Source organism: Butyrivibrio sp. LB2008 (assembly GCF_000621565.1).
Classification (GTDB): Bacteria; Bacillota; Clostridia; order Lachnospirales; family Lachnospiraceae; genus Butyrivibrio.
In genome coordinates, this window is record NZ_KK211305.1 from 301,237 (window position 1) to 321,688 (window position 20,452).

The 20,452-nt window shown below is 42.5% G+C and carries 19 protein-coding genes; all 19 read left to right on the forward strand.

Annotated elements, in window-relative coordinates; translation table 11 throughout:
• The first annotated feature begins 3 nt into the window (after positions 1-3).
• The 19 genes from T356_RS0111335 to T356_RS0111425 all read left to right on the forward strand — a co-directional run bounded on the left by T356_RS0111335 (position 4) and on the right by T356_RS0111425 (position 20,349).
• Positions 4-1,848, forward strand: a complete 1,845-nt coding sequence (locus T356_RS0111335; RefSeq protein WP_026514578.1) for a thiamine pyrophosphate-binding protein — start codon at positions 4-6, stop codon at positions 1,846-1,848.
• Positions 1,849-1,860: 12 nt separating this feature from the next.
• A complete protein-coding gene (locus tag T356_RS0111340) occupies positions 1,861-2,496 on the forward strand; it encodes a ribonuclease domain-containing protein (protein ID WP_242846601.1) in 636 nt (211 codons plus the stop codon).
• Positions 2,497-2,499: 3 nt separating this feature from the next.
• Positions 2,500-2,775 carry a barstar family protein gene (locus tag T356_RS20465; protein WP_051563395.1) on the forward strand — a complete coding sequence of 92 codons (276 nt, stop codon included), beginning with the start codon at positions 2,500-2,502 and terminating at the stop codon, positions 2,773-2,775.
• Positions 2,776-2,803: 28 nt separating this feature from the next.
• On the forward strand, positions 2,804-4,072 hold the full coding sequence (locus T356_RS0111350; protein ID WP_026514580.1) for an SLC13 family permease: 1,269 nt from the start codon (positions 2,804-2,806) through the stop codon (positions 4,070-4,072).
• 250 nt (positions 4,073-4,322) lie between these two features.
• Complete coding sequence (locus T356_RS0111355) at positions 4,323-5,000, forward strand: hypothetical protein (RefSeq protein ID WP_026514581.1); 678 nt, start codon at positions 4,323-4,325, stop codon at positions 4,998-5,000.
• 10 nt (positions 5,001-5,010) lie between these two features.
• Positions 5,011-5,529 (forward strand): YqeG family HAD IIIA-type phosphatase, encoded by a 519-nt coding sequence (locus tag T356_RS0111360; RefSeq protein WP_035780992.1) that lies wholly within the window; start codon positions 5,011-5,013, stop codon positions 5,527-5,529.
• A 131-nt stretch (positions 5,530-5,660) separates the two neighbouring features.
• Complete coding sequence (locus T356_RS0111365; protein WP_242846602.1) at positions 5,661-6,380, forward strand: VanW family protein; 720 nt, start codon at positions 5,661-5,663, stop codon at positions 6,378-6,380.
• A gap of 42 nt (positions 6,381-6,422) precedes the next feature.
• Positions 6,423-7,691, forward strand: coding sequence for a M18 family aminopeptidase (locus tag T356_RS0111370; RefSeq protein ID WP_035780996.1), 1,269 nt, complete (start codon positions 6,423-6,425; stop codon positions 7,689-7,691).
• A 30-nt stretch (positions 7,692-7,721) separates the two neighbouring features.
• Positions 7,722-8,984: an SseB family protein gene (locus tag T356_RS0111375; RefSeq protein ID WP_026514585.1), complete on the forward strand. Its 1,263-nt coding sequence runs from the start codon at positions 7,722-7,724 to the stop codon at positions 8,982-8,984.
• Positions 8,985-9,164: 180 nt separating this feature from the next.
• Positions 9,165-10,058 (forward strand): chemotaxis protein CheX, encoded by an 894-nt coding sequence (locus T356_RS0111380; protein ID WP_026514586.1) that lies wholly within the window; start codon positions 9,165-9,167, stop codon positions 10,056-10,058.
• Between the two features lie 22 nt (positions 10,059-10,080).
• Positions 10,081-10,437, forward strand: coding sequence for a response regulator (locus tag T356_RS0111385; RefSeq protein ID WP_026514587.1), 357 nt, complete (start codon positions 10,081-10,083; stop codon positions 10,435-10,437).
• Between the two features lie 235 nt (positions 10,438-10,672).
• Positions 10,673-11,398, forward strand: a complete 726-nt coding sequence (ymfI, locus tag T356_RS0111390; protein WP_026514588.1) for an elongation factor P 5-aminopentanone reductase — start codon at positions 10,673-10,675, stop codon at positions 11,396-11,398.
• A gap of 14 nt (positions 11,399-11,412) precedes the next feature.
• The gene (locus T356_RS0111395; protein WP_035780998.1) at positions 11,413-12,189 is read left to right on the forward strand and encodes a Cof-type HAD-IIB family hydrolase; all 777 of its coding nucleotides are present in this window, start codon (positions 11,413-11,415) and stop codon (positions 12,187-12,189) included.
• 82 nt (positions 12,190-12,271) lie between these two features.
• Positions 12,272-13,198: a thioredoxin-disulfide reductase gene (gene trxB / locus T356_RS0111400; protein WP_026514590.1), complete on the forward strand. Its 927-nt coding sequence runs from the start codon at positions 12,272-12,274 to the stop codon at positions 13,196-13,198.
• A 218-nt stretch (positions 13,199-13,416) separates the two neighbouring features.
• Positions 13,417-14,775, forward strand: a complete 1,359-nt coding sequence (locus T356_RS0111405; protein WP_026514591.1) for a C40 family peptidase — start codon at positions 13,417-13,419, stop codon at positions 14,773-14,775.
• Positions 14,776-15,257: 482 nt separating this feature from the next.
• Positions 15,258-15,788, forward strand: coding sequence for a ribosome hibernation-promoting factor, HPF/YfiA family (hpf, locus tag T356_RS0111410; RefSeq protein ID WP_026514592.1), 531 nt, complete (start codon positions 15,258-15,260; stop codon positions 15,786-15,788).
• Positions 15,785-17,899, forward strand: a complete 2,115-nt coding sequence (locus T356_RS0111415; protein WP_026514593.1) for a CotH kinase family protein — start codon at positions 15,785-15,787, stop codon at positions 17,897-17,899. The genes hpf and T356_RS0111415 overlap by 4 nt, the downstream gene beginning before the upstream one ends.
• Before the next feature lie 206 nt (positions 17,900-18,105).
• Positions 18,106-19,296, forward strand: a complete 1,191-nt coding sequence (locus T356_RS0111420) for an acetyl-CoA C-acetyltransferase (protein WP_026514594.1) — start codon at positions 18,106-18,108, stop codon at positions 19,294-19,296.
• A 258-nt stretch (positions 19,297-19,554) separates the two neighbouring features.
• A complete protein-coding gene (locus T356_RS0111425; protein ID WP_026514595.1) occupies positions 19,555-20,349 on the forward strand; it encodes an enoyl-CoA hydratase-related protein in 795 nt (264 codons plus the stop codon).
• Positions 20,350-20,452: the final 103 nt, after the last annotated feature.

The following is a 20,452-nucleotide window of genomic DNA, read 5'->3' on the forward strand; positions in this document are numbered from 1 at the left end:
GATATGAGAGTTTCTGATTATATTGCAGATTTTTTGGTAAAAAAGGGCGTCACCGACTGTTTCACTGTAGTAGGCGGTGGCGCTATGTATTTGAATAATTCTTTTGGACATACCGGTGGAATGACATGTACGCACTTCCATCATGAGCAGGGCGCAGCGATAGCGGCTGAGAGCTACTCAAGATATGATGGCAAAGTTGCGGCTCTTTGTGTCACATCGGGACCCGGCGGCACAAATGCAATAACCGGCGTGCTCGGTGGATGGCTTGATTCGCTTCCTATGTTCGTTGTAAGCGGTCAGGTTCGCTATGATACAACAGTAAGATATGAGCATAAGCTCATGGGAAAAGAGTATGACCGCACGGGACTTCGTTCTCTCGGAGATCAGGAGTATGACATAACCAGAATGACCGAGCATATGTGCAAGTATGCGGTTATGCTTGAAGATCCTGCGGATATAAGATATCACATGGAAAAAGCATGGCATCTTATGAATGTCGGAAGACCCGGACCTGTATGGATTGATGTCCCTGTTAATTTCCAGGGCGCAGAGATAGATCCGGATTCTCTAAGGGGCTACACAGAAGAAGAGGCGGCTTCTTACGAGAAAGCCGTTCCGGAAGTTGATAAGAAAACTGTCGATGATGTTATAAAGATGGTCAAAGAAGCTGAGCGTCCCGTTATCTATGCAGGTGGCGGAGTGCGAATTTCCGGCGGCTTTGAAGCGTTCAGAAAAGTTGTTGATAAGCTCGGTGTACCTGTTTGCACATATTGGAATTCTATCGATCTGATCGAGACAGACAATCCGCTTTACTGCGGACGTGGCGGCAATATGGGTGACAGACCTGGTAACTTTGCGATACAGAATGCCGATCTTGTCATTGTTATAGGCAGCAGACTTTCTATAAGACAGGTTGGTTATACCTGGGGAACATGGGCAAGAGCTGCCAAGGTAGTGATGGTAGACATTGAGCCTGCTGAGATGGAGAAGCACACTGTTCATGTTGATGTTAAGATTCACGCTGACGCAAAAGAGTTTCTTGAAAAGCTCCTTGTAGCGGCGAATGAGTGCGGTGAGACTTACGTTTCTCCTGCGGATGCATGGAGAAAACAGTGCGTAGCATGGAAAGAAAAATATCCCGTTGTATCTGAAGAACAGCTACATACGGGGGATAACAAGGTTAACGTATACGGATTTATCAAAGCTCTTTCTGCGGCACTTCCGAAGGGAAGCCTTACTGCAGTAAGTAACGGTGCGTGCTGCGTTGCAGGCCATCAGAGCTGGGTAGTAAAAGAAGGTACGAGATTTATAATAAACAACGCGGTAGCCAGCATGGGATACGGACTTCCCGCAGCGATAGGTCTTTGCATCGCGGCAGGAAGAAAAGAAACGATATGTCTTGAGGGCGACGGAAGTATAATGATGAATCTTCAGGAGCTGCAGACTGTTATCACAAACAAGCTCCCGATCAAGGTATTTCTCATAAATAATGAGGGGTATCATTCAATCAGACTTACTCAGAACAATCTTTTCAAGGAGTTTTCCAAAGTTGGAATCGGCCCCGAGAGCGGAGATCTTGCATTTCCCTCTTTTGACAAGATTGCGGAAGCATTCGGTTATCCTTACAGCAGGGTTTTGACAGGAGCTGAACTTGAAGATAAGATGAAAGCTGCGGTAGATGCGGACAGTCCTGTGTTCGTGGAAGTTTATACAGATACGGAACAGGTATGGGCACCCAAGAGCTCTGCGAGAAGAGAGCCCGACGGAAGCCTTAGCAGTCCTCCGCTTGAAGATCTTGCACCTTTCCTTTCAAGGGAAGAGCTTGCTGAAAATATGTATATAGATTAAAGAGGTATAGAAGTGAATTTTTTTAAGAAAAAAAATAAGAACAGCATCAGGATAGTTGCTCTTGTAATGCTGTTGTTTATGGTATTTACAACAATAGGCTCCGGAATATTTGCCGCAAGAGGGCTTTCCGGAGGAGAAGATGAAGCTTCGTATTCCGATTCCAATGTGCGTGAGATATCCGCTGAGGATCTGTCAATCTTGTTTGGCGACGGCGCGGGAAATGCGATGACGCTTGACGGTGATGCGCTTGCATCCGAAATTGCAAGTGAGGCCGCTGATGTGGAAGCGGCTGAGGCTGAGCAGTCGGCACCGGAAATTGCAGAAGACGGCTCGTATACGTCCAAGGATGATGTAGCTCTTTATATTCACACTTACGGAAAACTTCCTTCGAACTTCATAACCAAGGCTGAGGCCAAGAAGCTTGGCTGGACGGGCGGAGGACTTGATGAGTTTGCGGAAGGAAAGTGCATAGGCGGAGATAAATTCGGTAACAACGAAGGAAAACTTCCTGACGGCAAGAAGTACAAGGAATGTGATATAGATACGCTCGGCGCGGATTCAAGAGGAGCAAAGCGAATAGTTTACTCCGATGACGGAAGCGTGTATTATACAGACGATCACTATGAAAACTTTGAACAGGTATATTAAACTATGGAACAGGTCTTTTATATTGATTTGACAGAAGTATCAACAAAAGAAGAATTGCAGGAAGCGCTGGTAGAAACACTGCCGCTTCCTGATTATTACGGCCGCAATCTTGATGCTCTTTATGATGTTCTTACAGAGTGTGGGGATGGCTGGAATATTATTTTTTACAATGCAAAATTTGCACAGTACAGACTCGGAAAATACTTTGATGCGCTTAAGAGATTGTGTGTTGAAGCGATGGAAGATGTACGTGACCTGAAGATCAGGTTTTATATGTAATAAATATTTTGGTAGAAGGAGCGAAAACTTGAAAACTTTAGCCATTGTTTTATTTGTTGCAATGTATGTTCTTATGATATTTTTGCCGAAGAAAAGAGCTTATGTGGCGCTTTCGACAGCACTTATCTTTGTCCTTACGGGAATTCTTCCGTATAATCAGGTTTTTTCAGCGATAGATTGGAATGTCCTTCTTATGATCTTCGGAACGATGGTCATTGTGGATTACTTCATTGAATCCAAGATGCCGAATCTGGTTGCTGATAAATTACTTGATCTGGCACCGAACGTGTTGTGGGTTACGATCCTGATGTCACTTTTTTCGGGAATCATATCCGCATTCATCGATAACGTAGCGACGGTACTTATGGTTGCGCCGGTTGGACTTGCCATCTGCAAAAAACTCAAGATATCGCCCGTTTCAATGATCATATGTATAGCGGTTTCTTCCAATCTGCAGGGCGCTGCGACACTTGTCGGAGATACGACTTCGATAATGCTCGCGGGTGCGGCTAAGATGGACTTTAATGATTTCTTCTGGATGCAGGGACATCCCGGAATCTTTTTTGCGGTGCAACTTGGAGCGCTTGCAACGGTTCCGATCATGATGGTGATATTCAGAAAAGACAAAGAGCCTGTAAGTTCCGATGAGAAGACGGTTGTTACGGACTATGTTCCTACGATCATGATGCTTGGACATGTTGTTCTTCTTATCATTGCATCCTTCTTCCAGAATAAGCCTGAGATCACAAACGGTGTAATCTGTATGGTCTGCGGTATCATAAACATTGTCTGGGAGATATTTCTTTCAAAGGGAACGGACAGTATGTGGCATTCACTTAGGGCAATTGATTATGACACGATGTTCCTTCTTGCGGGATTGTTCTGCGTTATAAGCGGAATCACAAATGTCGGGATTATAGATGAACTTGCCGGAATTATTGCAGATGCGGGAAATGGCAACATCTTTATGCTGTATACGGTTATAGTATTTGGCTCTGTTGCCATATCGGCATTTATCGATAACATTCCGTATGTTGCGACAATGCTTCCTGTACTCGGCAGCCTGTCAGCAGCGATGTCGGCCAATCCGCTTCTTTTGTACTTCGGTCTTTTGGTTGGAGCAACTTTGGGAGGTAATCTTACACCTATCGGAGCTTCGGCGAATATTGCCGGAGTAGGAATGCTCAGGAAAGAGGGCTATGAAGTTTCTTTCGGAGATTTCATGAAGATAGGAGTTCCGTTCACGTTGACTGCAGTGGTGATGGGGTATCTTTTCATCTGGTTTGTATATGCATAAATGCAGCAAGCTGAAAAATATAGCAATTAAAGAGCTTTCGACTTTGAAAAAGAGCTGGGAGCTCTTTTTCTATGCAGTATAAGAGGACGAAAAGTTCAAAAAAAATTTACATATAGTTCTGCGAAAACGTCTTGATATTGGTAGGTGGTGCGTGCTAGAATGTTAATGCTTTGTTTATATAATTAATTTAACAATAACGTGATAAGGCATATAAATAACTTCATAGGTTGGAAAAGCGAGGAAATATATTATGTCTGTTCGGGGAAAAGGTGACGGAACGGAACTGATAGCGATGCTTACATACAATGACAGAACAGTGCCTGACGCACCTGAGATTTTTGAGATATGCAAAGATTCCGACGTGAAATATTGGGGCTTCAAGGAAGACGGGCTTTCGCTTGATAAGATGAAAAAATTATTCGGCAGCATAAAAGCATGTGGAAAAACCGCAGTGCTTGAAGTTGTTGCATATACTGAAGAATTGTGCATACAGGGCGCGCTGATGGCCGTTGATTGCGGATGCGATATTCTTATGGGAACTTTTTTCTTTGATTCCGTAAACGAACTTTGCAAGAAACACGGAATACGCTACATGCCTTTTGTGGGTGATGTATGTGGCAGGCCCTCTGTTTTGGAAGGCGATATCGATCAAATGATCGCGCAGGCCGAATCGTATATTGAAAAAGGAGCCTACGGGATCGATTTACTTGCATATAGATATACAGGCGATTGCGGAGAGCTTATAAGGAGATTTGTTTCGGAGGTTGATGCACCTGTGTGTATCGCAGGAAGTGTGAACAGCTACGAACGAATTGATGAGATAAAAAAAGCTTCACCGTGGGCATTTACGATAGGTAGTGCCTTTTTTGACCATGCTTTCGGTGATGATTATTGCAAGCAGATGAACTTAGTCTGCAGTTATATATAAGGTTTTGACTATGTTTGAAAGTTACTTTCCGGCGGCACATGTGAAAAGTGTTTTTAACATTGATTATGCAAAACTGTACAGCCTGGGGATAAGGGGAATCATATTTGATATTGATAACACGCTTGTTCACCACGGCGATGATGCAACAGAAGAAATAGAAGAGTTATTTAAAAAGATTCATGCTGCGAATATAAAGACTGTTTTGCTTTCGGATAACAGTGAGGAGAGAGTTAAGCGCTTTGTGAGGAACATAGATACACCGTATGTATATTCTGCCAAAAAGCCGGCCTGCGAAGGGTATGAACGGGCGTTTGAACTTCTTGGAACAGAAAAAGATAACACGATCGCTGTCGGCGACCGGATATTTATAGATATTGTCGGTGCGAATTCTTTTGGCATCAGATCTGTTCTTGTTGATTACATAAGACTGAAAAGATTTGAATGGTGCGGTTTTAAGAGAATCTTAGAAAAAATGATCTTGATAATATTCCATATTTCAAGAAAGCCGGCAAAAATAGATTTAGGGTAGGAGAAATACGTTCAGTGGGTGCTGAAAGTAAGAGAAAGCTTTTTTGCGAGCTATGTCCGTTTACGTACAAGCTTTCGTTACAAAAAAATATTTTTATACGTCACGTTAAGAATATGATGTCGAAGGAGAAGATGGCACATGAAATAAATGAGACGCCGTTTTCGCACCTTATCGCATCACACAGCTCGCATCTTATTAAACGAGGAAAAGGTATCGATCCCGTCACACAGCAGAATAAGGCACATAATATCCGCCTTGCCTGCATGAGTATGAACGGGCTTATCATACATCCCGGTGAGACATTTTCTTTTTGGAACAGAGTCGGAAACACTTCGGCAAAAAGAGGATATCGGGAAGGCAGAGTCATTATAAACGGCAAGCTTACGAAAGGCTATGGCGGAGGGCTCTGCAATTTGGCCAATACCATCAACAGGGCAGTTCTGCAAAGCCCTTTGACCGACACGGAATTCCACAGACATTCGGATGCGCTTGCTCCTGATGAGGGAAAACGCATACCGTTGAACGCCGGTACGTCTGTAAGTTATAATTATATAGATTACAGATTTAGAAATGACACAGATGAAGATGTACAGCTTCTTGTATGGTGTGATGAAGAGAATCTCTACAGTGAGATTCGCAGTAATAAGGAATTTCCAAATTACTACGGGTTGTCTGAAGAAGGACATCATTTTACCAAAGAGGGCGATAAATATTACCGGATCTCCAAGATTTATAAGGATACCTATGACAGGGCATCCGGAGATATGGTAAAGCATGAGCTCATCATCGACAACCGGTCGGAAGTGTTCTTCGATCCGAGTCTTATACCCGAGGAAATGCTCAGGGCATAATGATTCACCGTGTCAAAAATGGTAAAAAGGCGGAATTATATCATGAAGAATATTACAGAAAAAATGCTTAAGTTTATTGACGAGTCACCTACATGTTTTCACGTAGTCGACAATCTTAAGAAAGAACTTGCCGGCAGAGGATATGCAGAACTTAAGGAGACTGATGAGTGGGAACTTAAGCCCGGAAAATTTTTTGTTACAAGGAATGATTCTTCAATAATTTCATTCAGGATTCCCGATAAGGATTTTAAAGGTTTTTATCTGATCGCAAGTCACAGTGATTCTCCTTCTTTTAAGATAAAAGAGAATCCTGAGATGGAAGAGATATCGACGTATGTCAGATTAAATACTGAGAAGTACGGAGGAATGCTCTGTGCACCTTGGTTTGACAGACCGCTTTCTGTTGCGGGAAGACTGATCGTAAGAGACAAAAAGGGAGGCTTTGTTTCAAAGCTTGTAAATGTGGACAGAGATCTTTTGATGATCCCTTCACTTGCAATACATATGAATCGCGATGCGAACAATGCTGCGAAGTATAATCCGCAGAGCGACTGCCTGCCGCTGTTTGGAGACGGAAGCTCAAAAGGCAGATTTTTTGAAATTGTAGCGGAAGCTGCGGGGGTAAAAAAGGAAGATATCTTAAGCCACGATCTCTTTTTATATAACAGGGTAAAACCTACATTCTGGGGCGCAAACAACGAGTATATCGCAAGTTCAAGGCTTGACGATCAGGAGTGTGTATATACCACGTTTGAGGGATTCTTGGAGGCAAAAGATTCTGATAATGCGGTTCTTCACTGTGTTTTTGACAATGAAGAGGTAGGAAGCGGAACAAAGCAGGGAGCTGATTCTACTTTCTTAAAGGACACACTGGTCAGAATAAATGAAGGTCTTGGAAGATCAAAACAGCAATACTATACTGCTGTCGCAAACAGTTTTATGATCTCTGCCGACAATGCACATGCGGTGCATCCTAACTACAAGGAGAAGGCAGATCCGGTGAACAGGCCGGTAATGAACGGCGGTATCGTTATTAAATATAACGCAAATCAGAAATATACAACGGATGCGGTATCCGCAGCCACATTTAAACTTATATGCGAGAAGGCAGATGTTCCGTATCAGACATTTACCAATCGCTCTGATATTCCCGGAGGATCGACACTTGGGAATATCTCGACAGCGCAGGTTTCCATTAATACTGTTGACATAGGACTTGCTCAGCTTGCTATGCATTCGCCCTATGAATCTGCGGGAAGCCGTGACCCCGAGTATCTTGCAGGGGTATCAAAAACATTTTACGAGAGCTGATGAATTATCATCGGACGAAGGAAGGAATAGATGGGACTTTTTAAGAGATTAGGGGGCAAAAAAGATAAGGAGCTTCATCCCGAGCAGATTGGAGAAGAAATTAGAAAGGCCAGAGAAAAGGAGCTTGAGACTGTGAGAAGAGCTCACGCCGATCTTGAATGGCCTACAATACCTAAGATCAATAACGTGAACATGCCCGGTGTAGAGGCGTGCCTTGCTGAGACAGTGCCTATAGACCGCAAGGATGTGATCGGACAGATCATATATGAGGATGATGTTTCGATAGACGAACTTCGAGAGCTGAACGATCAGGAGCTTTTGTTTGTTCTGACTACTTTTGATGAATTCGACAGAGAAGAACCTATACCTGACTACGAGAGAAACAGAAGAAAAGTTTATAACGAAGTAATACGAAGGATCAGGGATGCCAAGATCTTATATGTTATCTACGACAAGACAACGGGATATCCGTTTATAGATCATGGTCACGGTCTTCTGTATTTTAGTAAAGAAATGGCGGAAGAGGCTGCAGAACTCTATATCAAGCAGTACCGTCAGGTTATGGTAAAAGAGATACAGGTTGAGCCTGAGCAGGAAGAGAGCACAAACAGAAGGGGATATTTCGATTTCCTTTACTGCATAGGTTTCGAGGATCTGATAATCGATAACGGCGCATACAGAGTGAAGTTTAAGAGAGATGAGATCACGGCGGCTCTTGGAGAATGGAACGGTGTGAAAAAAGATGCTCCTATCAATCCACAGCTTTCTTTCTCGATGCTTGATATGCTTGAAGAACGCAGATGGCCCGTAAAATATGAGAAGAGAGATGAGATTCTCGCACTTAAAGAAAAGAGGATGCTCGGAAATCTTTTTAACGGAAAGTTCATCGTTCCCATGCAGTATGAGGGACGTGCCGAAAAGACTGAGAACGGCAGAGTGAGAATGGGAAAAGATACGAAGTTTACGTTCTTTATGGTAAAAACTGCCGATGATAAGATATTCATGCCGGTATTTACGGACGGTTTCGAGTTTAGCAAGATGAAGCTCGGACACGAGTGGAACGCTGCAGTATTTTCTTTCAGCGATATTGCAAGATTTATCCGGGATAAGGACGGCGTGGCTATTAATCCCGCAGGACACAGGATCTTTATGCCAAAGGAGCAGATTATTGCCATAGACAGTGCCAACAGGGCGTACAGGGAGACCAAGGCTCAGCAGCAGAAGAAACAGACCGGAGATGATGCGGTGAGCAGAGCTGTCAACGGCGCTATGGCTCATATGGAAAATAATTAAGAAAAACATAATAAAAATTTATTAAATCAGTATGCCAAGACGATGTTGAATGATTAAGCGTTGTCTTGGCATACGTTATTTTGTGAGTCAGCGAATAATAAAGGCTTGTTAATATACGAATAATGGTCTAAAATGGTACTGTAAGTTATCAATAAATTTTTATGTATAGGAGCTACAGCAATGTTCGATCGTCTAATTGGTGTATATTTGGTAGAGAAAGGCTTACTTGAAAAGAGTCAGCTCGAAGAGGCATATCAGATACAAGAATCCAATTGCGCTAAGCTGGGAGTTATAGCTGTTGCAGAGAAGCTAATGACTATTGCCCAGGCTGAACAAGTAAATGCCATGCAGGCATCTATGGATAAGCGCTTTGGTGATATTGCCATCGAGCGTGGGTACTTGACAGAGGCCCAGGTTAGCCGTCTTGTGGAATTGCAGGGAAATCCGTATCTTGCTTTCATTCAGGCACTTACGGATATGGGATGCATTTCTATGAGTAAGTTGGCTGAGGTTGAGGAAGAGTATCAGAAGCTTCACGGATTTACAGAGTCAGATATGGCTACATTGAAGTCCGGTGATGTTGAGAAAATCGTACCTCTTTTCCTTGAGACAGAAGACCCGATATACAGAGGTATGTTTTCCATGGGTATCAAAAACATGTACAGACTTGTGGATAGTCATGTTTATGTTGGAAAGGCGTACAAAACCAATAATCTTAAGGATGAAGTCCTTGGTTATCAGAAATTCCACGGTGATCAGAATGCGTTTGTAGGCATCTCGGGCAACTATGAAGATGTTCAGAGAATGGCTAAGGCGTATACTAAGGAAGAGTTTATAGAAACAAAAGAAGATGCGCTTGACGCAGTTTGTGAACTTATAAATTGTATTAATGGTTTATATGTAACAGAGCAGAGTAAGAATTCTAAGTTTATCGAGCTTGAGCCACCCGGATTCAGTGTTACAGAATCTGAGACAAGCTGTGATGAGATCATGGTAATGCCTGTTTACATTTGCGGCGGAGAAGTAAAATATCTCATTGCCATTTCAAAAGATATAAAAATTACGACCAAGTAATAGGTTGGAGGACTATAAGAAAATGAAGAACGTTTTAATTGTTGATGATTCAAGAACTTCCAGAAGGGTTCTGAGAGATATATTGGAGAGAGCAGGATATACAATAGTTGGAGAGGCTGTCAACGGACAGGAAGGCTTCGATGAGTATATGAAACTTAAGCCCGATGTCGTTACAATGGATATCACTATGCCTGTTCTTGACGGTATCGATTCACTCAAACTTATCAGAGAAGCTGATCCCAACGCTAAGGTTGTTATGATCACAGCTGCAGGACAGAAACATAAGATGATGGAAGCGGTTAAGCTCGGAGCTGCTGAGTTTGTCGCAAAGCCTTTTGTTGAAGAGTCTGTTATTGATGCAATTTCACGTTGCTGCTAATATTTTATTCAACATGATTCATATGCGCTGCTCAATGATTTGAGCGGCGTATTTTTTATTTGATAGGAAATTCCTATCAAATAAAAAACGCTCCGCTATGGATTGTGCAGAGCACTTGCCGAGGTATTTTCGAGGCTAGTGCGAGCCATGGGGATACACTTAGCGAGGTTTTTTCGAGCTTAGTGTATATCCCAATCTAGTCTGTAGTATCATATATTTATAAGGAGGTGAGCCCGTGAACAGAAAAGTTCTTATAACCGGTGCATCAAGAGGAATAGGAAAAGCAATTGCTGAAGCATTTGCCGCTATGGGGGATGAACTTTTTTTGACCTGCAAGCAGAGTGAAAAAGAACTGGCCGGCTTTGCCGAACATCTTCGAAAAGAGTATGGGGTTGAATGCAGCAGTTTCAAATGCGATGCCGCCGACTATGACTCTGTGAGTGATCTTTTTGCAAGGAAGATAAAAGATATAGATATAGTTATAAATAATGCGGGGATAGCGCACATAGGACTTCTTACGGATATGAGCGTCGCTGACTGGCGGAAAGTCATGAGTACCAATCTCGACTCAGTTTTTTTTACATGTAAATCGGCTGCGACTGTCATGTTGAGAAAACATTGTGGTAAGATAATAAACATAACTTCTGTGTGGGGATCTGTCGGAGCATCCTGCGAGGTTGCATATTCCGCATCGAAAGGCGGAGTGAATGCTTTCACCAAGGCACTGGCCAAAGAGCTTGCACCGAGCAACATCCAGGTTAATGCCATAGCCTGCGGAGTTATTGATACGGCTATGAACAGAGAACATTTGACAGAAGAGGATCTGAGCGCGCTTGAGGATGAGATACCCGCAGGAAGAATGGGTGAAGCTACAGAGGTAGCAAAGCTTGCGGTCATGCTCGCAGATTCGCCGGAATACATGACCGGACAGATTATAACCCTTGACGGAGGGTGGATTTAAGGTGGAGATATTTGATGATTTTATTTTTTGACATTGACGGAACTCTTTGGGATTACAAGAATTACATACCGGAGAGCACCAAAGAGGGAATAAGAAGAGCCAAAAAGAACGGACACAAGTGTTTTATCAATACCGGAAGAGCAAGATCTTTTGTAAGTAATAAAGAGCTGTTAGGAATAGGATTTGATGGGATAGTGTCAGCTTGCGGATGCATGATCGAGTATGGCGGAAAGACTATCTATAACAGGCTTATCAGCAGGGAAGACGCCATTAGGACTGTTGAGACGACTAAACGTTATGGTTTTAAGCTGATTCTTGAAGGGCCTGATTATCTGTATATGGACAGAAAAGATTTTGAGGGCGATATGTACGGCGAAAAAGTAATGGCGGAGATGGGAGACAGGCTCCGCGGTATCACGGATAACTGGGGAAACTGGCAGATAAACAAGCTGTCCTGCGTAACTACAGGATGTGATACAAAGAGCTGTTTTGCTGAGCTTGAAGATCTTTATGATTATATGATCCATAACGCCGATGTTGTCGAGATGGTTCCGAAGGGCTTTAATAAAGGTACCGGAATAGAGAAAGTATGTGAGCTTTTGTCGGAGGATGTAAAGAACACTTTTGCTTTCGGAGACAGCATAAATGATATGGAGATGATTCAGACTGCCGGAACAGGTATAGCCATGGGCAGATGTGCGGATGAGATCGCGAATATAGCTGATTTTGTCACAACTCACCTTGAGGACGACGGAATCTGGAATGCGCTCAAGAGATATGAGCTTTTATAAAAAATTAATTTTTATATTTGTGGAAATGATGATAAGATTAGATTGTGCACAATCTAATCTTTTTTTCTAGGAGGACGATAATATGTATGATCTTATAATAATCGGTTCAGGCCCTGCAGGTCTTTCAGCAGCCGTATACGCTAAGAGAGCAGGTCTTAATATGCTCATAATAGAAAAAAATCCTGTGAGCGGAGGTCAGATAATAGATACATATGAAGTTGACAACTATCTGGGAATCCCGGGAGTCAACGGCTTTGATCTTGCAATGAAATTCAGGGAACATGCGGATAAGCTCGGGGCGGAATTCGCCGACGGAACCGTTACCGGAATAGAGAAGGTATCGGACAATGCCAAAGGAAAAGCTGTATATAAGGTAAATACCGATAATGGAAGCTATGAGACCCGTACGGTGATTATTGCATCGGGTGCGCATCATTCCAAACTCGGCATTGTCGGAGAAGAGGAATATATAGGAAAGGGCGTTTCTTATTGTGCAACCTGCGATGGTGCCTTCTACAGAGGAAAAGTTGCAGCGGTTAACGGCGGCGGAGATGTTGCTGTTGAGGACGCTATCTTCCTTGCAAGATTCTGCGAGAAAGTTTATCTCATACACAGAAGAGACGAACTTCGTGCAGCCAAGATTCTTCAGAACGAATTGTTCGGTCTTGGTAATGTCGAGGTTATCTGGGACAGCGTTGTAAAAGAAATACAGGGTGAAGATAAGGTCACCAATCTGAAGATTGAAAATGTTAAGGAAAAGAAAGAAAGTGACCTCAAGGTGGATGGTATATTTGTTGCAATCGGTATACATCCTACAACTGATAATTTTGCAGATATTGTCAAATGTGACGAAAACGGATATATAATCGCGGGCGAGGATTGTGCAACAAATGTACCAGGAATCTTTGTTGCCGGAGATTGCAGGAAGAAGAGACTTCGTCAAATTGTTACAGCAGTGGCAGATGGCGCAAATGCAGTAACTGCGGTGCAGGATTACCTAATACTGTAAATAAAGACGTTATATTCTAATAATAGTGGAAATAAGAATTTTTTGTGAAAATTATCTACTGGTAATTTGGGTTGGAAATTTTTATTGTTGATTTTTTCCAGTGATACTCTGGGAATATTGAATTTTTGGTGAACGTTTTGCAAAAGTTGACAAATGAGAGGAAATGTCGTATATTTGTATGTGCGTAACAAAATTGTAACAAAGACCGGAGGTTTCTTTTGAAAAAAACTGCTAAACAGATTATGACCGCAAGTGTTGTAGCTGCAATAACAATTTCCAACATGAACAGTATAATCGTATGTGCTGCACCGTCAAGGAGAGTAACGAGCGTTTTGCCTCAGGCAGGCTTTACATACGCATTAGGGGATAATCAAGTATCACTTTCAACTCTTCAGAACAGTATGGACGAAGAAAACAGTAATTCAAGCAAGGGAGCGAGTAAGAAGGGGGATCAGGCGAATTCTTCATCATCTATAAGCAAGTCTGTTGCTGATAAGATCGATTCAAGTTCTGCTGTTACCGATACGACACCTTCAGCTTCAAGTATTACGAACAGTATTCTTCGTGATATCCAGGCTGCGACAGGAGCCGTAAATGGTGAGTCAGGTGATGATCAATCTGAAGATTCATCCTCAGTTGAAGAAATGAATTACGACAACCTTGTAGTCGCTAAGGTTGAAGATTATGTATATATCCGTGATTATCCGGATAAAGATCAGGGAGAAGTTGTTGGTAAACTTCCTGATAAATCAGTCGGATCTTTCATAGAAGAAAAAGATGGCTGGTACAAAATTAAATCAGGTGATGTAGAAGGTTGGGTAAAAGGCGAATTCTGTATTAAAGGTAGCGAAGCTGCTGATTATGCAATGAAGGAAGCCAGAGTAGAGGCAACAGTTTCCACTACAGATTCCACTCTTAACGCACGTAGTGAAGCCAGTGTAGAGTCTAAGAGAATAGGCTATGTATCACAGGGGGAAATCTTCGAAGTAATTGATCGCGTTGACGGATGGGCTAAGATCAGTATGGAGGAAGGTGACGCTTGGGTTTCAACTGATTTCCTTTCTTTTAAAACTTTATTCCAGGAGGCTATATCAAAGAAAGCAGAAGAAGAACAGCTTGCTAAAGAAAAGGCCGAACTCGAAGCCAACAAGAAAGCTGCAAGCAAATCTACATCTGATAAGTCTGAAGGTAAGAACTACAAGTCTGCTGCATCTTATACTACAGAGACAAGCTCAATCGGATCTGCGGTTGCTGAATTCGCTAAGCAGTTCGTTGGTAACCCTTATGTATACGGCGGAACTAGTTTGACAGAAGGTGCTGACTGCTCAGGATTCGTAATGAGTGTATATAAGAACTTCGGTGTAAGTCTTTCTCACAGTTCCGGTGCTGACAGAAGCGTTGGTGCTGCGGTTGATGGACTTGGAAATGCACAGCCCGGTGATATCGTATGTTACTCAGGTCACGTTGCTATCTATATCGGAAACGGACAGATTGTACATGCTTCAACGGCTAAGACAGGTATTAAGATTTCTAATGCTGATTACCGTAAGGTACTTGCAGTAAGAAGAATTCTCTAATAAATATAAGTTTATTCTTAAGAGCTATCGCGAAAGCGGTAGCTCTTTTTATAAAAAATCTTTTTCGGTGAAAAAGAAAAAGCTTCGCTTTAAAGAATATTTTTCTCTGATGTGCACATAAAGGTAAAAGTCAATAACAAAAAGATTATTTTTTGAAAACAAAAAATTCATAAGTTATCCACAGGTTGTGAGAAAAATTGTCTAAAAAATGAACTTATACACGAAGTTATCCACATTATCCACTAAAATATAGAATAAGATTTGATTTATCCACGTTAAAAAACATGAAATAATTTTGTGCAGTATTCACAAAAAGAGCGAAAATTTTAAAAGAACTCGCTCAATTTTCACTTATAAAATGTACTTATGGGGCACAAAATGGTATACTGTATATATATTAAAAACGGCTATTAAGTGTAGTATTTATCAGTGTTTTATTTCTGATAAATAAATTCACAAGTCGAAGCAAAGGGGATGATTGCATGAAATTTACTATCGTAGGCAAGAACATTGATGTAACACCCGGACTTAAGGCAGCGGTTGAAGAGAAGATCGGAAAACTTGAAAAGTATTTCACCTCTGATACAGATGCCAATGTTACCCTCAGCGTTGATAAGGATAGACATAAGATCGAGGTTACCATTCCCGTCAAGGGCAAAATTATCCGTGCAGAGCAGGTCAGCAATGACATGTATGTTTCGGTAGACCTGGTAGAGGAGGTTATTGAGAGACAACTTAAGAAATACAGAAGTAAGATCGTTGATAAGCAGCAGGCTGAAGTAAGCAACTTCAAGAAAGAATATCTTGAAGCTGAGTACATGGATGAAGAGACTATCCGAATCGAGAGAGTCAAGAAATTCGATCCAAAGCCTATGTATGCTGAAGATGCATGTGTTCAGATGGAACTTTTGGGACACAATTTCTTTGTATTTGTTAATGCAGAGACAGATATGGTTAATGTGGTTTATAAGAGAAAAGGAAATACATACGGATTGATAGAGCCTGAAGTATGATACGAGAATATTTTTCAAACAAAACTAAAAGAACCATAATACTCACGGGGTTGCTGGCTGTTGGTGCAGCAACCCTTTTTTATTGTGGTCTTGCAAAAGATAAGGGTACGGTTGTCATAAATGAGGTGTGCGGAAATAATTTCTGCGCATATTGTAATGAAGCCGGAGAATATACTGACTATGTGGAACTTTACAATATGTCAGGCGAAGATGTGGAAGGACTGTATCTATCCGATAACAGAAAACATCCCAAGAAATATAAGATTGAGGTGGCGATTCCCGCAAACGGATATTACCTTGCAAGTATTTCCAAGGATGTTGACGGCGGCTTTGGTATAAGTAAGAGCGGAGAGTCGCTTTATCTGTGCGACGAAAGGGGCAAGGTAATTGATTCTGTTGCTATTCCGGAACTTTCGTATGATGTTACTTATTCGAGAAAGAAGGACGGGAATGGTAAATTTGAAAGAATGTCCGCTACTCCCGGAGCGACGAATGAGGGCGCGGCATATATCGATGCGGATACAGAGGATGAACCGAAGTTTTCTATAGAAGATGGTTTCTATATAGAAGGAACGAAGTTAAAAATTTCTGCGTCTCCCTGGACAGACATTTATTACACTGATGACGGAAGTGTTCCGGATAAGACTTCGCATAAGTACAAAGGTGAGATTGAGCTTGCAGATGCTTCGGAAAAAGATAATGTGTATGCGAATGAGATTATGTATCCGACTTACGCTCCGCCTGCGTATAAGGTTGATAAGGCGAATATTATAAGCGCCGTTGCGATAAATAAGTTCACAGGGGAAAAGAGTGAGGTTGTGACTCATACTTATTTTGTCGGTTTTGACAAGAAGGAAAAGTATAAGGATATGAGAATCATGTCACTTGTCTTTGATCCCGCAGATCTTTTTGACCATGACAGAGGAATCTATACACTCGGAAAGAGGTATGATGAGTATTTGGAACTTGGCGGTTTTACAGACCTTCCGGCAGACGAAGTTCCCGGAAGTTTTGTTGATGAAAACGGCGAAGAACAGTTTAGAAGCTCTTTTACAAATTCTGAGTACAAGGGAAGAGAAGCTGAGAGAAGAGCGCATATGACTGCTTTTGATGCTGCGCATGACAGCTCTTTTGCCCAGGATATAGGAGTGAGGATATCGGGAGAGTCCACGAGATTTGTATTCCAGAAGTCACTCAATCTCTTTGCGAGAGATATTTACGACGGAGAAAAGCGCTTTAAACAGAGCTTTGTCTGCAATAATGAAAAGAAAGTGCGCCTTAGAAAAGGTGATGGCAGGATCTTATATCAGGAACCTTTCATACAGTCAGTGATGGGTGAGATCGGCATTCCGTATCAGGAATCTGTGCCGGAAGTTCTCTTTATTAATGGAGAGTACTGGGGAATCTACAACTTGAGAGAGCAGTATGACAGTAATTATTTCGAGGAGCATTTCGGGATCCCTGAGGATCAGCTCTGGGCTGAAAAAAATAACACTGTGGAAAACGGTGATGCGCAGACTGACGAGAATTACAAGTCGCTGATTGACAGGATGTGCTACTCCGACATGAGTGATGATGAGATCTATTCTTCTATTGAGAGTGAGATTGACATCAATAATATGATCGATTATTACTGCATGCTGCTGTTCTTTAATGATACCGATATAGATCCCGATCACAACAGGTTTATGTTCAGGTCAAAAGAGCCGGGATACGGCGATTACGGAGACGGGCGCTGGCGCTATGCTGCGTACGATCTTGATATTACCTGTGATGATGCAGAGGCTGATACCGTCGCATATTACAGAGAACTTGGTGAAAAGATGTTTTGGCCCGGATTCTTCTATGAAAGACCGGGATTTAAGGAGCTCTTTTACGACAGAATGGTTGAACTTACGGAAAACGAGCTCTCATATGAGCATCTGAGCAAAAAACTTTCCGAATGGGACAAGGTGTATCGGAAACAGAATATAGAGAATGTCAGGAGATTTGAGGGAATTAATTATACAGAAAAGGATTATGAGAAGGATCTTTTGAAGCTTGATACGTTCTTTAAAGAGCGAAAGCAATATGTTCTTGAAATGTTGGAAAATGATATAAATACTTATTAAAAATGCGAAGTAAACTTCCTGCGCGGGTTTGGCAAAGTGTCGAAAAAATCAAGCGTGGGAAGTTTTCTTTTTATTGCATTTGACAAGGGGGTATGCTACAATGAATCTGTTCTGATAAAAATTTGTCAATCAGTTCTAATCATAGGTTTTATGAGAAAAAACAAATAATGGATAGGTTAATATTCAAAAAACGGAGGTAATACGTTATGGCACAGAAAGTAGTATTAGCGGGCGCGTGTAGAACAGCTATCGGCAAGATGGGTGGAGCACTTAGTGGCACACCGGCAGCTGAGCTTGGTTCTATCGTAATCAAGGAGGCGCTTAATCGCGCAGGTGTAAAGCCTGAGCAGGTTGATGAAGTCCTTATGGGATGCGTTATCCAGGCCGGTCTTGGACAGAACGTTGCCAGACAGGCATCAATCAAAGCAGGTCTTCCTATTGAGACTCCTGCTGTAACACTTAACGTAGTTTGCGGATCAGGTCTTAACTGTGTCAATATGGCAGCAGATCTTATCAAAGCCGGAGAGGCTGATATAGTAGTAGCAGGTGGTATGGAGAACATGTCAATGGCTCCTTACGCACTTCCTAATGCACGTTTCGGATATCGTATGAACAACGGAACAGTTGTAGATACAATGGTAAACGATGCTCTTACAGATGCATTCAATCACTATCACATGATGATAACAGCAGAGAATATCTGCGACAGATGGAACCTTACAAGAGAAGAGCTTGACGAGTTCTCAGCAAATTCTCAGCAGAAGTGCGAGAAGGCTATGGCTGAAGGCAAGTTCAACGACGAGATCGTTCCCGTTCCTGTAAAGGTTAAAAAAGAAATGGTAGACTTCAAGGTTGATGAGGGCCCTCGTGCCGGAACAACAGCAGAGTCTCTTTCAAAGCTTAGATGCTGCTCAGGTAAGGAAGGCGGACTTGTAACAGCAGGTAACGCTTCAGGTATCAACGACGGTGCTGCAGCTATCGTTGTTATGAGCGAAGAGAAGGCTAAAGAGCTCGGAATCAAGCCTATGGCTACATGGGTTGGCGGAGCACTTGCAGGTGTTGAGCCCGAGGTTATGGGTATCGGACCTGTTGCAGCTACAAACAAAGTTCTTAAGAAGACAGGACTTTCACTTGACAATATCGATCTTATCGAGGCTAACGAGGCATTTGCAGCTCAGTCAGTTGCAGTAGCAAGAGACCTTGGATTCGATATGAATAAGGTTAACGTTAACGGTGGCGCTATCGCTCTCGGACATCCCGTAGGAGCTTCAGGATGCCGTATCCTTGTAACTCTTCTTCACGAGATGGGCAGAAGAGCAGATGCTAAGAAGGGTCTTGCAACTCTTTGCATCGGTGGCGGAATGGGATGCGCTACTATAGTAGAGAAGTATGAGTGATATAGGGATTCAAACTGAAGCAGTCTGCAGCGCTTGCGCTGAGCAGACTGCTTTAGCTTGAAGACCGAACAGACATGAGCAAGTAGCGCGATAGCGCGGATTGCGAATGGCTGTAGCATGACGGCTGAGAGCACTTGGTGAAGTTTTTTTGAACCTAGTGCGAACGTGTTCCGGCGAACGAATGTGAGAGCGGAACTTCCTTGCGGAGTCATGCGTATATCACGAATAAACATAGATTATTCAAAAGGAGATAAAGACATGAGTTTTGTAAATTGCGAAGTAAAAGACAAGATCGCTGTTATTACAATCAACCGTCCCGAAGCACTCAACGCACTTAACTCACAGGTTCTTGATGACCTTGGTGCAGCTTTTGACAGCATTGACGTTAATGTTGTAAGAGCCGTTGTTCTAACAGGTGCCGGAGACAAGTCATTTGTTGCAGGTGCTGATATCGGAGAGATGAGCACTCTTACAAAGGCTGAGGGCGAAGCTTTCGGTAAGAAGGGTAACGATGTGTTCCGTAAGATTGAAGAGTTCCCTCTTCCTGTTATCGCTGCAGTTAACGGATTTGCACTTGGCGGCGGATGCGAGATCTCAATGAGCTGTGATATTCGTATCTGCTCAGAGAATGCTATGTTCGGTCAGCCGGAGGTTGGTCTCGGAATCACACCCGGATTTGGCGGAACACAGAGACTTGCACGTCTTATCGGTGCAGGAATGGCTAAGCAGCTTATCTACACAGCACGTAACATCAAAGCAGACGAGGCATACAGAATCGGTCTTGTTAATGCAGTATATCCTCAGGAAGAGCTCCTTGCAGCTGCTGAGAAGATGGCATCACAGATCGCTGCAAATGCACCTATCGCTGTTCGTGCTTGCAAGAAAGCAATCAACGATGGTCTTCAGACAGACATCGATGCTGCACTTGTAATCGAAGAGAAGCTCTTTGGTTCATGCTTCGAGACAGAGGATCAGAAAGAGGGAATGGCAAACTTCCTCAGAAAGAAAGACGATCCGAAGAAGGTTAAGGTTGTGGATTTTAAAAATGCATAAAGTAATCACTTGGCGAGGTTTTATCGAGCCTAGTGTACTACTTTGTTCCGGCGAGGGAAGCGAGAGCGGAACTTCCGATAGGGAAATAGTATGCACACATAAT

What these genes read in the sequence shown, in the direction of transcription:
- T356_RS0111335 (WP_026514578.1), top strand. Translation starts at nt 4, where the DNA reads ATGAGAGTTTCTGATTATATTGCAGATTTTTTGGTAAAAAAGGGCGTC.
- T356_RS20465 (WP_051563395.1), top strand. Translation starts at nt 2,500, where the DNA reads ATGGAACAGGTCTTTTATATTGATTTGACAGAAGTATCAACAAAAGAA.
- T356_RS0111355 (WP_026514581.1), top strand. Translation starts at nt 4,323, where the DNA reads ATGTCTGTTCGGGGAAAAGGTGACGGAACGGAACTGATAGCGATGCTT.
- T356_RS0111360 (WP_035780992.1), top strand. Translation starts at nt 5,011, where the DNA reads ATGTTTGAAAGTTACTTTCCGGCGGCACATGTGAAAAGTGTTTTTAAC.
- T356_RS0111365 (WP_242846602.1), top strand. Translation starts at nt 5,661, where the DNA reads ATGGCACATGAAATAAATGAGACGCCGTTTTCGCACCTTATCGCATCA.
- T356_RS0111370 (WP_035780996.1), top strand. Translation starts at nt 6,423, where the DNA reads ATGAAGAATATTACAGAAAAAATGCTTAAGTTTATTGACGAGTCACCT.
- T356_RS0111375 (WP_026514585.1), top strand. Translation starts at nt 7,722, where the DNA reads ATGGGACTTTTTAAGAGATTAGGGGGCAAAAAAGATAAGGAGCTTCAT.
- T356_RS0111380 (WP_026514586.1), top strand. Translation starts at nt 9,165, where the DNA reads ATGTTCGATCGTCTAATTGGTGTATATTTGGTAGAGAAAGGCTTACTT.
- T356_RS0111385 (WP_026514587.1), top strand. Translation starts at nt 10,081, where the DNA reads ATGAAGAACGTTTTAATTGTTGATGATTCAAGAACTTCCAGAAGGGTT.
- T356_RS0111395 (WP_035780998.1), top strand. Translation starts at nt 11,413, where the DNA reads ATGATTTTATTTTTTGACATTGACGGAACTCTTTGGGATTACAAGAAT.
- trxB (WP_026514590.1), top strand. Translation starts at nt 12,272, where the DNA reads ATGTATGATCTTATAATAATCGGTTCAGGCCCTGCAGGTCTTTCAGCA.
- hpf (WP_026514592.1), top strand. Translation starts at nt 15,258, where the DNA reads ATGAAATTTACTATCGTAGGCAAGAACATTGATGTAACACCCGGACTT.
- T356_RS0111415 (WP_026514593.1), top strand. Translation starts at nt 15,785, where the DNA reads ATGATACGAGAATATTTTTCAAACAAAACTAAAAGAACCATAATACTC.
- T356_RS0111420 (WP_026514594.1), top strand. Translation starts at nt 18,106, where the DNA reads ATGGCACAGAAAGTAGTATTAGCGGGCGCGTGTAGAACAGCTATCGGC.
- T356_RS0111425 (WP_026514595.1), top strand. Translation starts at nt 19,555, where the DNA reads ATGAGTTTTGTAAATTGCGAAGTAAAAGACAAGATCGCTGTTATTACA.